At 46.9% G+C, this 14313-nt stretch carries 19 protein-coding genes; 13 read left to right on the top strand and 6 right to left on the bottom strand.

What is annotated here, in order from left to right; genetic code table 11:
* From ACFW2W_RS12705 to ACFW2W_RS12695, 3 genes are all read right to left on the bottom strand, one after another.
* The coding region (locus ACFW2W_RS12705) for a plasmid replication protein, CyRepA1 family (protein ID WP_378178233.1) at positions 1-3085 on the bottom strand (3085 nt) is incomplete at its 3' end.
* Positions 3086-3457: 372 nt separating this feature from the next.
* Positions 3458-4306, bottom strand: coding sequence for a hypothetical protein (locus ACFW2W_RS12700; RefSeq protein ID WP_378178230.1), 849 nt, complete (start codon positions 4304-4306; stop codon positions 3458-3460).
* 109 nt (positions 4307-4415) lie between these two features.
* Positions 4416-4625, bottom strand: coding sequence for a hypothetical protein (locus ACFW2W_RS12695; RefSeq protein ID WP_378178227.1), 210 nt, complete (start codon positions 4623-4625; stop codon positions 4416-4418).
* A 207-nt stretch (positions 4626-4832) separates the two neighbouring features.
* Here ACFW2W_RS12695 and ACFW2W_RS12690 point away from each other — a divergent pair, with 207 nt between their 5' ends.
* The 10 genes from ACFW2W_RS12690 (at position 4833) to ACFW2W_RS12645 (ending at position 10398) form a co-directional block, all read left to right on the top strand.
* Entirely contained in the window at positions 4833-5870 is a 1038-nt protein-coding gene (locus tag ACFW2W_RS12690; RefSeq protein ID WP_378178224.1) for a ParM/StbA family protein, read from the top strand.
* Positions 5870-6148, top strand: coding sequence for a hypothetical protein (locus ACFW2W_RS12685; RefSeq protein ID WP_378178221.1), 279 nt, complete (start codon positions 5870-5872; stop codon positions 6146-6148). The genes ACFW2W_RS12690 and ACFW2W_RS12685 overlap by 1 nt, the downstream gene beginning before the upstream one ends.
* Before the next feature lie 83 nt (positions 6149-6231).
* Complete coding sequence (locus ACFW2W_RS12680) at positions 6232-6471, top strand: hypothetical protein (RefSeq protein WP_378178218.1); 240 nt, start codon at positions 6232-6234, stop codon at positions 6469-6471.
* A 43-nt stretch (positions 6472-6514) separates the two neighbouring features.
* Positions 6515-6700 carry a hypothetical protein gene (locus tag ACFW2W_RS12675; protein ID WP_378178216.1) on the top strand — a complete coding sequence of 62 codons (186 nt, stop codon included), beginning with the start codon at positions 6515-6517 and terminating at the stop codon, positions 6698-6700.
* Positions 6701-6703: 3 nt separating this feature from the next.
* A complete protein-coding gene (locus ACFW2W_RS12670; protein ID WP_378178213.1) occupies positions 6704-6877 on the top strand; it encodes a hypothetical protein in 174 nt (57 codons plus the stop codon).
* 62 nt (positions 6878-6939) lie between these two features.
* A complete protein-coding gene (locus ACFW2W_RS12665) occupies positions 6940-7611 on the top strand; it encodes a hypothetical protein (protein WP_378178210.1) in 672 nt (223 codons plus the stop codon).
* Positions 7612-7624: 13 nt separating this feature from the next.
* Entirely contained in the window at positions 7625-8026 is a 402-nt protein-coding gene (locus ACFW2W_RS12660; protein WP_378178207.1) for a hypothetical protein, read from the top strand.
* Positions 8023-9720 (top strand): hypothetical protein, encoded by a 1698-nt coding sequence (locus tag ACFW2W_RS12655; RefSeq protein WP_378178204.1) that lies wholly within the window; start codon positions 8023-8025, stop codon positions 9718-9720. The genes ACFW2W_RS12660 and ACFW2W_RS12655 overlap by 4 nt, the downstream gene beginning before the upstream one ends.
* A gap of 215 nt (positions 9721-9935) precedes the next feature.
* A complete protein-coding gene (locus tag ACFW2W_RS12650; protein ID WP_378178201.1) occupies positions 9936-10082 on the top strand; it encodes a hypothetical protein in 147 nt (48 codons plus the stop codon).
* A 13-nt stretch (positions 10083-10095) separates the two neighbouring features.
* Positions 10096-10398 carry a hypothetical protein gene (locus ACFW2W_RS12645; protein ID WP_378178198.1) on the top strand — a complete coding sequence of 101 codons (303 nt, stop codon included), beginning with the start codon at positions 10096-10098 and terminating at the stop codon, positions 10396-10398.
* A 637-nt stretch (positions 10399-11035) separates the two neighbouring features.
* Here ACFW2W_RS12645 and ACFW2W_RS12640 read toward each other — a convergent pair.
* A complete protein-coding gene (locus ACFW2W_RS12640; RefSeq protein WP_378178195.1) occupies positions 11036-11320 on the bottom strand; it encodes a hypothetical protein in 285 nt (94 codons plus the stop codon).
* A 194-nt stretch (positions 11321-11514) separates the two neighbouring features.
* On the opposite strand from ACFW2W_RS12640, the gene ACFW2W_RS12635 reads away from it, so the two are divergent.
* The 3 genes from ACFW2W_RS12635 to ACFW2W_RS12625 all read left to right on the top strand — a co-directional run bounded on the left by ACFW2W_RS12635 (position 11515) and on the right by ACFW2W_RS12625 (position 13229).
* Complete coding sequence (locus ACFW2W_RS12635; RefSeq protein WP_378178192.1) at positions 11515-11832, top strand: hypothetical protein; 318 nt, start codon at positions 11515-11517, stop codon at positions 11830-11832.
* A gap of 196 nt (positions 11833-12028) precedes the next feature.
* Positions 12029-12928, top strand: coding sequence for a tyrosine-type recombinase/integrase (locus ACFW2W_RS12630; RefSeq protein ID WP_378178189.1), 900 nt, complete (start codon positions 12029-12031; stop codon positions 12926-12928).
* Positions 12929-13001: 73 nt separating this feature from the next.
* On the top strand, positions 13002-13229 hold the full coding sequence (locus ACFW2W_RS12625) for an EF-hand domain-containing protein (RefSeq protein WP_378178186.1): 228 nt from the start codon (positions 13002-13004) through the stop codon (positions 13227-13229).
* 196 nt (positions 13230-13425) lie between these two features.
* Here ACFW2W_RS12625 and ACFW2W_RS12620 read toward each other — a convergent pair whose 3' ends face one another.
* Positions 13426-13683, bottom strand: a complete 258-nt coding sequence (locus ACFW2W_RS12620; RefSeq protein ID WP_378178184.1) for a hypothetical protein — start codon at positions 13681-13683, stop codon at positions 13426-13428.
* 168 nt (positions 13684-13851) lie between these two features.
* Positions 13852-14313 (bottom strand): hypothetical protein (locus ACFW2W_RS12615; RefSeq protein WP_378178181.1); only part of this gene is annotated, 462 nt, incomplete at its 5' end.

Genomic DNA, 14313 nt, shown 5'->3' with positions numbered 1-14313 from the left:
CCATTGGTACCAATGGAACCTGATTATTTTTATAGGAGCCATTGGTACCCTGCTCAGCCATTTCCTTGGGAGAATCTTCCATTGGTACCAATGGAACCTGATTATTTTTATAGGAGCCATTGGTACCAATTCGCCGATGCCGTCCTTCATCCACTTCCATTGGTACCGCTGCCAGAACTTTCTCCTGAAGGGAGAGCTGCCGTTTAGCTTCCCTCCGCTCAAGGATGTCAAGGATAAAATCCCATTGCTCCCTATCAAGCGAGGTAGTAGTGACTCGTGCATCACCTTTACCCGACCGCTTGGTTTCGGTAGGGATTCCTAATTGTTTGGTGAGCTGATTAAAAATTCGGACATTCGACCACTTCTTAGAATCTGGTGAGAATCCTAACCGCAGCACCTCATTAACTTGTCGGTAGTTAGCCCTAACTTTATCCGCCCACTCCCGTAAATCCTCATTGCCCAGGGTTTCGCCCTGTTTAAGACGCTCAATCAGCGGTTGCAAGCCTAGTCTTTCCCTGATAAATCTTTCCTGTTCTCTGCACGGGATGTCTGGGATGAAGAGACCCGCTTTCCATTTGGCTTGACGGGCGATCGCTCGTTCTACCCGCTCTATCGCCAGATTGTAATAGAAATCTTCATACCGCAGAATGGCTGGCATTAGATTTGGAAACTGCTTTGCTAACTTGGAGTCAACTTCGGTCGTACAAGTAAATTCTGCGATCGCTGTTTTTTGAAGGTTAGCCCGTTCTCCTGTACTGAGAGCTTCTCTTGCTTGTAATTGCTCTTTCTCCTCTGGGGCCAGGATAGTGGCTTTCGCTACAGCCTCGTGACGGGCAGTGTCTATCTCGATTTTAATTTCTTTGACTTGAGCCTTGAAATCTAAATCGATATCGTCGGTACTACCTTCGAGGATTTGAACGTTATTACCTTCATGCCGTAACCGAGCAATAACATATTCGCGGAGATTCCACATCGAAGAGTTATCAGCCGATACTGTTTGCGCCCACATCTGCTTGTGAGGGCAGTTGTCCCAATCTATAGGAGCATCCACAAAAGGTAGTAGATCGGGGTTCAGGCTACTCCGAATTAGCAATACTTCTCTGTCATAACGAGTCTTGAGTTCGCGCTTTGTAATAGATGCATATTCAGCCTTGGTTGCTGAGTTGAAGTTTTTGCCAGTTTTAGAAATCCAAATATGGCGAGGAACCGGATCGCGTACTCGTGCCAGAGCTTGAGCGATATCGCCATCTGAAGAGATTCCTTCAAAGATGCCAATTACTTCATCAAACCAAGGTAATTCGATGGAGACCCCTGTAGCCAAACTGCCCGTGGCGATTAAGATATCGTACTTATCAACGCAATTATGGATTTCATTAATGTACTGGCGCTGCTCAGCTTCGCCAGAAGTATCTCCGTTGACAACTAAAATCCGACCAGACTGTACCCCATCCGAAGTCAACGCCTCAACTAATTTGGATGTTTTTTTGCTGTCCATCGCAATGAAAATCTTCTTACCTTCCAAAGCGAGACGAGCTGCGCGCTCTAGAAGTAATGCGTAGCTGGGAGATTCATAAACCTTGCACGGATAGCCTGTGCTTTGGTAGTCATTGCGGATTAGGAAAACTGGGCTATCATCACCCCGCAATTTTTTAATATAGTCAATGGCGAAGTCGTTTAGATCGGCATCGGCGATGATTACTCGCTTCGCTACCTTGACGAGCCAATGCAGCCGCGCCAAAAGTGCAGGACGCCTCCCATCCTTTTGGCAAGTGCTTGAGGTGAGCAGGTTTTTGATAACTTGACAAACTTCGTCGATGACTAAATCGCAGCCAACAAATTTCTGTGGATCGATTGCAATCAACGATTCAACGCAGCTCCCTATTCGATTAGTAGGTCTGCCGCTGGCATCCAGATAATTTCCAATCCCTTTGTCTGCGTCGTTCCGCCAGGTATACCTCAATCTTTTCGCCAATGACCGACCTAGGAAAACTCGGTGGGTCAAACTTAGCAAACGCTTTGCCTCTGCTACTGCCTTCGCAATTAATTTGGTTTTCCCAGTTCCCTTCCCTGACTGAACAGCAATGATTCCAGAGTCCGGAAGCTCGAACCCAACGGTACTCAGGTCATTTGTATTCAAACTCACGTTTGGAACCCAGGTCAGATTTCGCTCTGGTCTATTGTGCCATTGCCACTGTTTGAGTGAGAGGGCATCGGAATAAACTTGCTCGAATGCCGCTGCACCATTGGCAACAATAAAATCATCAGCTCCTTTACCCAAGGAGCTATTCCAAGTAATTACCTTGACCCGACACCCAGCGCTAATGAAAAGCTTCCCAGTTTTGGCGATCGCCTTCTTGACGGCAGCAACCGCTTTTGGCTTTTCATCGCTGTCGAAAGCGAAGTAAATGATCCGATCCTTAGTCGCAAACAGCTCTAGTTCAGGGATTAGGATGCCTGTACCATCCTTTAAAACTCTGCGCCCATTCCAAATGCCAGGAACGGCAATCGCTGCGAATCCAGCCGACAACAACGACGCTGTTTTCTTGGCTCCCTCGGTTATAACGATTGGAACATTATTTTGTAAAACCCAAGCCCAAAAGCCGATAGCCTCTCCATCGCTAAAAACTTGCACCTCTGGCATCGAGACATTGTACCGAGCGGCGATCGCCTCCCAAACAGAGAGCGAAACTCGCAAGAAAATCGCCCTAGTTTCTGCTCCAGGAGGCGATTCGTACTTAATCAGATTTCCTTTCTTACCTACTCTTGGACAGTCGGGCTTAGCAACACCCCACTCCATCTCTCGCCAGGTGTCTAGCGGGTCTAAACCGCAACAGAACCAGATGCCCTTCTCAAGATGCGAGTAGAGGCGTAGAAGCCCCCTGGATACTCGCCCAGTGTTTACTCGATTTAAGCTTGGAGAGAAGAAGACGGCATTCAACGCTGCCGATCCTAAGAGCGATCGCACGTTCAGTGCGGTAATCGTATCGTCAACCGCACTAGCTCTCCATTCATCAAAGTGGTGTTGATTGATACACCTCTCACCTCCGACCAGCACGGCTGAGAGGGGGTTATTTGGTAGTGACACTTTATTTGCTCCTTAGATCAGGAGAACATCTATGCCACAGGCGTGTCACACTACCCAAATCAATGTTAAATTTGGTGGTGAACAACGAGTTGGTTTAGAAAATAGAACCAGGTGGTATCCAGCAAGATAAGTCGCTGCTCTATTTTCTGGCTTCGATGTTCTCTTTGTTTACTACGCGAAATGAGGTTGCCAGATGATGGTCAGCATCACTTCGCGCTTTACTATTTCTTTGGCTAGCACTGGCTTGCAACTCTCTTCATAATTCCCTTGAGCTTTGCTGGTTTTTAGCATGGTTTTTTCTCCTCACTTAATAAATATCACTGCAAATGAACAAACTCAAGCTTTGGAGCAAATCTCTGAAACCCTTGTACATCAACCGTCTTTAGTGTTTTTGCTTTTTTTTCTGGATTGTTGGAGAGAAATTTTTGAAGATTTTTTTGGAGAAAACGACTTCCCTCCATGCTTTCTTTTAATTTCGCCCTCTTCCAAAAAGCCAACTGCTATATTTACATCGCGGTGGATGTGAGATTTCAAGCTGATGTAGGCGGTCTTGAAGCCACTCCAAGCTTGGTTACGAAATTTGTACTGCTCTTTTTTGGCATCTGGATTGTCTAGGCAATCAAACTTGTTTATTGAGATAGCTGCCTCAATCAAGTTGTAGAAGCTGGACATTTTTGGTGAATAAGGGTTCTCAAGAGCTTTCAACTTAGCTAGTTCTTTGCTCATTGCTTGTTCTATTGCCCGCTTCGACTTTAAGGGGCGAAAAGGTGCTAGCTCAGATTCGTCAGCTCCGACAAAAGCTGCTAGATGCCCTGTTTCAAGTTCAAAGAGAATTTCTTTCCACCACTCCCAAGCATTTCTGTATTTTAGAGCCTCTGGAATTCCAGCTCTATCCATGAAATTAAGGCAACCAGAGCAAAGCTCTAGTGTTGCATCCAGAAACTCTCCAACAGGCTTACCAGCTTGAAAGGCAGGCGTATTGAATGGGAAATCTGATTCCCGCGCTGAGAGTGTTCGTAACTGCATAACCCAGGAATAAGCAATATTCCAATTGTCAATGCCAAACTTTATTTTCTCTCCATTACTTTGATCTAATTTTGCAATTTGAGGATTTATGAACGTCTTTACAACCATGATTAGCTCAGAGTATTCAGGTAAAATGGGAAAAGAGGTTCTGCCCGCAGAAGTTACAATCTCTAGCAGCAAATTTTGATTAATCATACTTTTCTCTTTTGAGCTGAAAACCCCCACCGGAAATGGGGGTTTTCTTTTTGGCTAGTTAACATCACCGCATAGCTGTCCACATCTTCGTAGCTGCGATCGCTCTCAATCATTGCCCCTTCGCTTTCTTGAGCGAGGGGGCTTCTTTTTGCTGCTGTCGCTCTTTCGCTGCTCTAGCAGCAATGTAGCTCAACAGATTTGCAAGAGTACGCTCCTCTTCTTCAGCCCATTCAGAAAGAATTTGATGCGTTTCTTCACTTAGTGTCACTGTCGTCCGTAGCCTTGCCATTAGATCATCTAAGTCATTTGGGTTTGACATCAATCATATCCTCCTGTCGTTTTAAAGAGTCACTGGCATGAATTTACGTCAGTGGATTAATTCTATGCTAACTTATGTAATAAACAGCCAATTGATGCCACTAGCTACCAAAAGGTAACAAAGGTTGGTAGTCGGATACTTTGAACGCAAAACAAGTTCAAGTTCAGACAGTGTAAAGCTTTAACAGTATTTTTGAAAGAAAAACTCATGCAGACATATCACCAACTTCCGCCCCCTCTTGCCAGTTCTCCCCCCGCTCCCGTTGGCTACGACGGAGGGAACGGCAGCGTCAAATTAGTCGTTGATAACGCTGAAGTCCGAATCCCGTCTTATGTTCAGCCATTGCACAGTGAAATTTACGACATTCCGGAGTCATCGGAAGGAAGTTTGATTGAATATTTGGCAGGCGATCGCACTGACCTCATCGGGCAGCGGTGGCTTGCTGGTCAACCCGCCTATCAACTTAATCCGCAAGCATATCTGCGGACGGTTGATGACAGGTCAGGAAAAATAAAATACGGTCTGCAACTGCTTTTAGGTTCGTTGGGTACGATGTCGCATCGCCCACGGTGGAATCTTTCAATCATCGCGTCTATCCAAGATGGTCAATTGCTTGGAACTGAGCTGTCAAAATCTCTGCAAGGTCAACACAGTATTCGCATCAATAATAAAGGTGTGAGCTGGGTTGATATCTCAGTTAGTGCCGTACTTGAAGAAGGTGCGGGTGCTGTAATTTCTGCTCTCGCATCTAGTCTTATCCAGCCAAAAACCCAAAACATTTTTCTCGACTTGGGCTGTGGCACGACCATCTCTACTATTTTTGGTTCTGGTGGAAAACTTGTTGCCAGAAAAGTAACCCCTGGCGGCGTTGACTCACTGATTGAATCTATTGCCAAGAACTTAGACGTTCGCCGCCAGTTGTTGAAGGAAGGCGATCGCCATCTCATTCGAGCTGCGATTGAAAATGGAAGTTTTGAATACGGCACAACTGGCTGGAACTTTCGCCAAATCTACAACACTGAACTCAAGCCTTGGGTCAGCCAAAACCTAGCTACTGCCTTCAAAGCGGTTGATCCGTGGCGCGAACAATCAGACTCAATTGTTGCAATTGGTGGAGGTTCACAATTGCCAGCGATTGCACAGTTATTAGCTTCTCAAAAAATCATTGTTGCGCCACATGGATGTTGGGTAAATGCTCGTGGGCTAGCTCGGTTGGCTCAAATCAAATTACGGAGGGCAGTGTAATGGGTTCAACAACTTCTAAAAGAGTTTCGGTCAAAGCTTACTTGCTTCCGTATCTGGATGAAATTGGCGCAGAAATAGGCACCAATGATTATTCAGAAATCGTTCATCAATTGCTCTTGGAACACAAGCGATTTGTCCGAAGAGGTCTATCAACTTTCTGTAGCGATGGACTCATCCAAATGCCAACTCAATCACAAATAAAAGCGCTAGAGAAGCCTAAAGCTAATGTCAGTGACGACGATTTAAGCTCTGCCCTCTCAGATTTATTTGTTGCTTAAGAGTAGCCAGCGGCAAGGTTTACCAGGCTCAAGCCGCTGTTACTCACCTCCCACTAACAACGCAGAAGGAGACACCTTCAACTATGACAGATATCAAGACGGCGATCCAACAGCGCATCAAACAAAACCAGCGCAACGGTGTCGGTTTTTTGGAAGGGCAACTGCTACCCCGCACTAGCTGTTTAGAAACAGCTTGTACTCTAGCTGAGTATTGGTCACGGGGTATGGACACACAAGCATTCGCGCTCATCAATAGCCTGTCTTCGCAGCAGCAGGTAATCCATTCAATCTACTCAAGATGCATGAGCATGAAGCGCAAATGAAGCCTGAAACTCAGAAGCTCAAGCAACTTGTAGGGAGTAATTAATGAACTGGCTTACTTACAAAATAGTGGCTGAATCAGGAATAACTTTTACACACTTCAGTCGCAGCACAGACCTCAAAGAAGCACAATCTGAATGGGAAAGAAAGTTCAAGCAGAAAGCTATCAGCATCGCGCTCGACACTGACAACAACGAAATTGATTTATCCGAATTGTTTGAGGAGGAGTAGGGTATGAAAGAAGTAACTTGTTTGGCTTTAGTTTTCGGTGGACTTGGCTTTTACTTCATGATTAAGCAACCTCAACCCGACCCTAAAGATTTAGTCATTCAACAACAAGACCAGCGCATCCAGCAGTTAGAAGCCGAGCAGCGCGGCATGGAACGAGCGCTCGGCTTGAGTCGATAAAACACAAGCAATCGCCTTCAGTTGTTGAGGGCGATTACACATCACTAATTAAGGAAGTAAACATGGATTTTTCATCAAATAAAAGCACTGCAATTGTTAAATATGAAGGCAAGAAATCTGGCATTCACAAAGTACACGCGCTGGACTCTAAGCTAACTGGGCTAACCAAAAACTACTTCGGAATTGATCTCAAAGAGCTTCCGAACATGACCGACCAACAGCTAGCAGAATTTGCCGACCGAGCGCAGGCAATGGAGCGACTTGTTGAAGTGCTACCAATACTCGAAAAACACTTCAAAACCCTGATTGAAGGGCAGGTGCTCTACGAGCAATTCGTAGCCAACATCCAGAAGGACGCCGCCAGCGCTGCCAAGAAAATTGACCAGCAAATTCTCAATGTATTTCTCGCCAGCAAGGGCTACCAGGAACACCTGAAACTCATGGGAGACAAGGCACGGTACGGGGTGCTGAAACTGCAAGCCGAAAGCCGCAGCGCTATCAGTTTAGAGCGTATGGATTTCCAAACCGCGCTGCAACTGGTCCAGCGACGCCATCAAAATGGCGCTTATCGGATTCAAGAAAAGATTCCCCAAATGGAGCGGAGAGAAGCCATTGCTGAACAAGTAAGAAAAGAGCGGGAAGAGCGTAAGGATTTAATCACTAATGGCTCTCGTTCTAATGCAGGTAAAAAGGGATTCTGGCAAGGGATTGGCGACTGGTTCTCAGGTAAATAAACAGGACTAAATAATGTTTGACCCAAACGACAATCAGCCTGAATCCGAGGCTGATTCACTTGAAAGTAACGAACCAGGATCGAGTACATCTCGGTTCTATAAAGCTGCGGGAAATATATCTGAATTCGGGCTGTATTTCTCTGGTGGTCTAGCGCTGGCACTACTGGCTAGGCTCATTCCAGGTATGCTAATCGCCTATGCAATTCTACTAGGGCTTACTGCCGGGTACATTGCACTAGCACTAGGAAAGGACAGACGAGAGAGCGCAGTTATCGGGCTTGCTATTATGGCTTCAACAATTGCAGGATTCTGGGATGCAGTTGCTTCGATTGTTGTTCTTATTAATCCGTTACTTCTAATTTCAATTCCGACGTTTTTAGTGGCTTTAGCAATTCTTTGGAGGGTTCGCAAATGAATCCTAAAATAGTGATGCTCTCTGCTTTTAGCTTGGGAATTATTGGGGCTGCAACGGGAACAGCAGGACACTTCGACGGCAAGCTTCACTACTGCCTACCTGTTGAGACTGGATGTGTTGAGCGCTCAATTCCTGACTGGATGAAACCTCCAGCCTCAGCGCTAAACGTGCGACGAACCCCTGGCGCTGCGGGTTGGAAATTGTGCGGCGCGTTTCTTGCTGTTGCTGGATTTGGGGTGTCGATGTCACTAGCGCGATCGCTCTGCGCCATTGAATCCAAACACCAGAAATACCAAAGCATTTGGGAAGGTGTGAACCTACAGAAACTCAAGTTGCAGGCACAGGCAGAGCTGGAAGCATTTAACCAGCAGGCAATGTTGCAAGCTGCTGAAGCATCTTACGCCATCCTGGAACCCTATGATTACATCGAACAGCAGCCCTTGCTGGATGGGCGTGATTCGCTTGATACCAGCAATAGAATTGAAGGTGAAGGTGCTAAACCAACAGAGCGGCAGGGAAATATTTCTTCGGCATCCAGTAGCCAGAATGCGGAAGGATTGTCAGGCACGGTTTTAAACAAAGACTCAGAAACAATCGGCATGGCAATCCTAGACGGGCTGGTAGGTTCTCGCCGCTCCACCCTAATTGTTGGCAGTACCGGAGCGGGCAAGTCAATCAGCCAAGCATACCTCCTCACCAAATTTTCGCAGCGCTATCCAGGTGCAGAAATTTGGGCGATCGCGCAGAAGAATGATTCTTTTTGTGGGTTAGACAAGAAGGGCAGAGTGACGCTGTTTGACGCGCTTGACCCTAGCGCTGCACTCCAAACCATAGACCACATTCACTCTATCTACGACAAACGCCGCAGATTGCCTGAAAACGCCAGAACCGACTTGCAGCCAGTGCGCTTGATTCTTGCTGATTGGCTCAGTATCAATCAATGTCTGGAGGAATCAAAGAACGAAGAACCTATTAAGGGTTGCAAATACCTCACCAAATTAGCAGACATCATTTACAACGGGCGTGAGCTGAACGTCTGCTTATTGGTCGATTTACAAAGCTTTAACCTGGCTGCCATTGGCATGAAAGCAGACCGGAATAGCCGTAAAAACTTTAATCTCGTTGGGTTGGGTAACTACTCAGTGGACGAGTTTGGCAGCGTTAACGAATCCTATGGCGTGTTGTCCAACATGATTGGGAATAAAGACATGGTTTCCGATGAAGATGAGCGGTCGGTACTGCTAGCAACATTCAAAGAACTTAAACCAATATCCAGGGACAACCAGCGCCCGATTATTTTCACCACATTAGAACCTAGCCGAGTAGCTTTACTTCCTGACTTGAGACATTACAAACCAGGTCAATCAACACGGGTAAAGCTGGAGGGATACACGCCCGAATATCTCAACCGAATCCTGGCTCTTGAGTTTGAGATTGATACACCGACACCAACAGGACAATCCCGCGAGGAAGCAGTAACAATTCCCGACAACGCTCAAGCCAAGCAACTTTTAACGAGTTGGTTTGTGGGAAAAGGTTGGGTAAAAATCAATCGCGCTCGGTCGATGTGCAAGCCACTCCAAAAAATCACTAACGATTCAGATGCGGTACGCTCTTTGATTAACGAACTGGTCAGGGAGGAATTGGTAATCGTAAATGATGCTGACGAGTTTAGCGCGGATGTGACCCTGTGACCTACCTCGCCAGATCGCACTAAAAGCTCTAAATCAGGCATCTGGTCACGAAAGGTCACGAGCGGTCACACCCTTGCTACATAAAGGTCACAGCGGTCACGCCTTCTGGTCACGCCTGTGACCCGTGACCTTCCAACAATGAATCTGTGACCTTTCCGTGACCTTTCCGTGACCGAGGCATAACCAACTCAAACCCACCCAACTCAAAGGAAAATATGAGTAATTTGATTGCTAACCTAGTCCGCGTCTGTCTTCATTTGCTTCCTGATTCAGTAGTAGAGGAAATTAATCGTAGAAGCTTGGATGAACTAGATGAACGAGGACTGATAATTTGGGCTGACGAAGGCTGCGAGAAAAACTAGAGGGCAACGAAGAGTGAAAGACTTAAGACCTAAACGAAAACTAAGCGGTGCTGCGCTTCAGAATCATTTGAGAAAAGAGTTTAAGTCACTTGAAGATTTCCACACCGAAACCTTAAGGCTGGAGGAAGAAATCCGGCAAACCAAACTCCAAAGGAACCCGCTCTATCGCTCTGCTAGGTGTGTAGGTTGGGGCGTATTCGTTGGGTCATTGATTGCAAGCATTGCGCTGTTCATCCAGCCCGGACAGATTAAGGCTGCTTTGATGCTGGGCTTTGTGCTGGGAGCTAGTGGATCGGCGTTGGAGCGCAGGGAGTAGAATTCCAAAGGTCTGAGTCATTAAAAAGCCCCCGCACGACGATAGCAGGGGCTTTCTTGTTGGATGACAATTTGATTAATTTAATCTTCAGTGTATGTTCCGCCACAGTTTTCGCACTTCCGGCGCTGTTTACCGGCGCGAGTACCGTGCCTTACAAAACGCGGATTGTCGCACCTGCTAGTTTTCCCACATTTTGGATGCTCTGGCATTGGTGAGGCGATCGCTTCGGTGCTGGGCTTCCGCTCTTGTTCTATAAGCTGCGCCAGCTCTAAAGATTCGTCCTGGTCTTCTTGCTCTTTTTTGGCGTGCTTCTCTCGCAGATATTCCTCGAATTCTTCTAAGGTTTTTGGTCGATCGGGGCGATTCTCCGAGACGAGCGACAGCTCTATTTTTCTAATTGCACTTTCCGCCTCCAGATCAAGAAGCTTGAGTCGAGCCGCGTCTAACGCCTGCTGGACTTTTTTCTTCTCTGCCTCGACATCAACTAATTTCTTCCTGACCTCTGCAAGCTTAACCCGCAGCTCCTGATTGCGCTGCTCTAAATCCTGGATTTTGGCATTCCGTTCTACTACTGCTTGAGTCCCTGCGCCTTGCCTGAGTGCTTCATTTTCAGCCCTGAGCTGTTCTACCTCCTCACTTAGGCTACCCTCCGGAGCTTTCCCAGCAGCTCTGCCTTTAACTCAGCTAGCTCCTGGCGAATAGGCGCGATCGCTTCATTAAGTTTCTCCTCTAGATGCAAATCTATATCGTCTAGCTGGAGGTTTGACACTGGGGATGTATCACCAGCCGATACATAGCCTTGTACAAATTCGGTGAGTGCGTCCGATGCAGTTTTCCCATTGCGCCGAGCCTGCGCCTTAAATTCCTCCCAAAGCTCAGGCTCTACCCGGAACGTTGCCAATTGGGTCTTAGTGTCACTCATGTCTATATCCTCTAGCCAATGTATAGATAATGTAGCACTTATATAGGCAATCTAGACTTTATCGAACCTTTATCTATATTTATCTAGATTGTATTGACATTATTGGTTATATTGTATATATCTTGTATAGACAAAGATGAGGCAATCACTACACGCTAAATCCTGAAAACGCCGCTACACAAAGGAAAATGACCATGTTAAACGCCATCAAAAACCTCACACTCGGCATCGGCTACGGACTCTACTTGACCGCACTCGCACCCAAGAGCCAACGCGATGCAGCACTGGCACGCGCCTCTCGAATCGTGCCCCAAGTAGAGGTAGAAGTGCCCAGACCAGTCGCCACCGAACAGCCGAAAGTTGAAATTGACCTCAACACTCTTGACTCAGGCACGCTCCGCAAACTTTGCACGCAGTACGGTATCGCCTGGAGGAATGTTCGAGGGCAGGGGAAGCATCTCACAAAAGCCGCGATGGTATTTCAACTGGAACGAGTAGCCGTAGCCGCTTAGCCCCGCGACCTGGAGGAAGTCCTTAAAAGCCTCACACGCCCAAATCAAAAGGGCGATCGCTAAATTCATCCGATTGCTACCCCAGCTTACAGAGTTGTCACGCGATCGCTCTCCCGTTCTGATAATCACCAGTCCCCATCGGCTGGGGTGATTTTTCTATGCCAGTGCAACATAACGCAAATTATGTAGAACCAAAATGACCGAAAATAATTGGATGGTTAAGGTTACAGATAGCCAAATTACATCGGAGCGGGTAACGCCCTCGGATGCCCACGACCGCTTAATCGATATGTGGGTGGATGGTCGTTCGCCTCATACCCAAGATGCCTACCGCCGTTATGCCCGTCAATTTTTAGCCCATATTAATCGACCCCTGCACTTAGCGACGTTGGCAGATGTCCAAGGCTGGAAACTGACGCTATCGCAAAAGTCGCCCAATACTCAGAGGTTGGCGATCGCGGCTGTCAAATCGCTTTTATCTTTTGGGCATCGGATCGGATTGTTGCCCCTAAATGTTGGAATGCCCATCAGACAACCCGCTGCCAAGGACTGTCTAAACGAGCGCATCCTGAGTGAATTGGAAGTGCAGACCATGATTGCCTTGGAAACTCATCCGCGCAACCGGGCAATCCTGCGGCTGCTGTATTCTGCTGGGTTACGGGTAAGCGAGTTGTGCGCTCTAACTTGGAAGGATTTAAAAGCTCGTGGCGACAGCGGGCAGGTGACTGTATTTGGCAAGCGCGGTAAAACTCGGACGGTTCTACTGTCTGCGGGCGTGTGGGATGAAGTATATAACCTACGCGGCGATGCCAGCGACAATGACCCGGTATTCCCATCTAGAGAGGGCGATCCAGAGGGTAATCACCTGCATCGTTCTCAAATTAATCGGATTGTGGCAGCGGCGGGTAAACGTGCTGGGATTAAAGGGAAGGTCTCACCCCATTGGTTGCGTCATGCCCACGCTTCGCACAGTCTCGATAGAGGTGCGCCGATCCATCTAGTACAGGCGACGTTGGGGCATGAAAGCGTTGCAACTACCAGCCGCTACTTGCACGCTAGACCGAACGATAGTAGTAGTTTGTATTTACCTGGGTAAGAGGTAACTTTCCTTGCATCTTTTTCAACATTCTGGGATATTGAATTGAAAAAACTAATTCAAATAGAAACTTATGGCAACTGAGCAAGAGCTTCAATCTCTTTTTAATACCTTGGATAGCGATCGAGATGGCAAAGTATCGAGTAATGAGCTTTATTTAAGCCCTGCGTTAAATGCAGTCATTTCAGCAGAAACAGGTACTAGCCCCCAGGTACTGCTAGCGATGTATCACGATGAAGAGGGTAATATCACCTTTGAAGACTTGAAACAAGCTGTTGAGAAAGCAGGGAATTTAGAATAAGCGCGATCTCCAGCTCGCAGCGATTGAAATAAAATCATTTATCCAAGTGGATGAGTGTTTTTCCTGGTAATAGTTGCAGTATTTCAAGAGCAGAAAGCGATCGCTGACTACGAAGGGCAAGAATTTTTTTCCTGCCCTCAGTACATTGGGACTGCTCCCAGTGCGGCTGGGTAGATGATAGCGTGTGAGCGATCGCTTAAAATCCTGTGCCAATTGGCACAGGCAGCTCAATAACGATTAAACCAAGTTCTCGGTCAACGATCAGAATGTCAGGTTCCCAACAAAATTGCTTGTCTTTAGAAAAGATGGGGTAGAGCCAGAAGCAGATACATTCCCGTTCAGCAAAGGCGGCACGAACTGCATCCCAAACTTGTTGTTCGCCTGCTTCCCCCGCAAAGCCGATTGGTTCGGTAGTAATAAACTTAGATTTCTGATTTTCAGTGTTAGAGGGCATTAGGTCTTACTCACTTTGGTTGGATTTAGGAGTCCCTAAGTTTGTAATGCCCAAAATTTCAACCCAAATTGCTATTGCCTTAAGTCATTTTTCCATTTAGCTGCTAAACCTTTACCCATGTAGACGTTTTCGGGATGGATGGCTCCAACTTGGGTATAATTGCACTTCTTACCCTACCGCCGCCAGTTGTCGAAGCTGCATCTGTTTTTCAGTAGGAATTCTCGCCCAGATTGCTCGTTTCAGCTTCTGTGGGAAGTTCCCAAAAGAGGCAAATGCTGCTAGCACCATCTCTTGCTTTTTCTCGTCACACGGCTCCAGTATCGAAAACTCCAGCGAAGATTCCAGCATCGAAAGGGCATTTTGAATTTCCGCTTCCGATGCGGCAGAGTTGATACACTCTAGCTCCGCAATATCCTTGGGTGGAGCTGTGACACGCACCAATGGAACCTGATTATTTTTATAGGAGCCATTGGTACCTTGGTCAGAGATTTCCTTGGGTGGAGCCATTGGTACCAATGGAACCTGATTATTTTTATAGGAGCCATTGGTACCCTGCTCAGCCATTTCCTTGGGAGAATCTTCCATTGGTACCAATGGAACCTGATTATTTTTATAGGAGCCATTGGTACC

It is taken from the genome of Coleofasciculus sp. H7-2 (assembly GCF_042747725.1).
Taxonomy (GTDB): domain Bacteria; phylum Cyanobacteriota; class Cyanobacteriia; order Cyanobacteriales; family FACHB-T130; genus FACHB-T130.
This window is presented reverse-complemented; position numbering and strand designations above follow the sequence as displayed.

What these genes read in the sequence shown, in the direction of transcription:
- ACFW2W_RS12700 (WP_378178230.1), bottom strand. Translation starts at nt 4,306, where the DNA reads ATGATTAATCAAAATTTGCTGCTAGAGATTGTAACTTCTGCGGGCAGA.
- ACFW2W_RS12695 (WP_378178227.1), bottom strand. Translation starts at nt 4,625, where the DNA reads ATGTCAAACCCAAATGACTTAGATGATCTAATGGCAAGGCTACGGACG.
- ACFW2W_RS12690 (WP_378178224.1), top strand. Translation starts at nt 4,833, where the DNA reads ATGCAGACATATCACCAACTTCCGCCCCCTCTTGCCAGTTCTCCCCCC.
- ACFW2W_RS12685 (WP_378178221.1), top strand. Translation starts at nt 5,870, where the DNA reads ATGGGTTCAACAACTTCTAAAAGAGTTTCGGTCAAAGCTTACTTGCTT.
- ACFW2W_RS12680 (WP_378178218.1), top strand. Translation starts at nt 6,232, where the DNA reads ATGACAGATATCAAGACGGCGATCCAACAGCGCATCAAACAAAACCAG.
- ACFW2W_RS12675 (WP_378178216.1), top strand. Translation starts at nt 6,515, where the DNA reads ATGAACTGGCTTACTTACAAAATAGTGGCTGAATCAGGAATAACTTTT.
- ACFW2W_RS12670 (WP_378178213.1), top strand. Translation starts at nt 6,704, where the DNA reads ATGAAAGAAGTAACTTGTTTGGCTTTAGTTTTCGGTGGACTTGGCTTT.
- ACFW2W_RS12665 (WP_378178210.1), top strand. Translation starts at nt 6,940, where the DNA reads ATGGATTTTTCATCAAATAAAAGCACTGCAATTGTTAAATATGAAGGC.
- ACFW2W_RS12660 (WP_378178207.1), top strand. Translation starts at nt 7,625, where the DNA reads ATGTTTGACCCAAACGACAATCAGCCTGAATCCGAGGCTGATTCACTT.
- ACFW2W_RS12655 (WP_378178204.1), top strand. Translation starts at nt 8,023, where the DNA reads ATGAATCCTAAAATAGTGATGCTCTCTGCTTTTAGCTTGGGAATTATT.
- ACFW2W_RS12650 (WP_378178201.1), top strand. Translation starts at nt 9,936, where the DNA reads ATGAGTAATTTGATTGCTAACCTAGTCCGCGTCTGTCTTCATTTGCTT.
- ACFW2W_RS12640 (WP_378178195.1), bottom strand. Translation starts at nt 11,320, where the DNA reads ATGAGTGACACTAAGACCCAATTGGCAACGTTCCGGGTAGAGCCTGAG.
- ACFW2W_RS12635 (WP_378178192.1), top strand. Translation starts at nt 11,515, where the DNA reads ATGTTAAACGCCATCAAAAACCTCACACTCGGCATCGGCTACGGACTC.
- ACFW2W_RS12630 (WP_378178189.1), top strand. Translation starts at nt 12,029, where the DNA reads ATGACCGAAAATAATTGGATGGTTAAGGTTACAGATAGCCAAATTACA.
- ACFW2W_RS12625 (WP_378178186.1), top strand. Translation starts at nt 13,002, where the DNA reads ATGGCAACTGAGCAAGAGCTTCAATCTCTTTTTAATACCTTGGATAGC.
- ACFW2W_RS12620 (WP_378178184.1), bottom strand. Translation starts at nt 13,683, where the DNA reads ATGCCCTCTAACACTGAAAATCAGAAATCTAAGTTTATTACTACCGAA.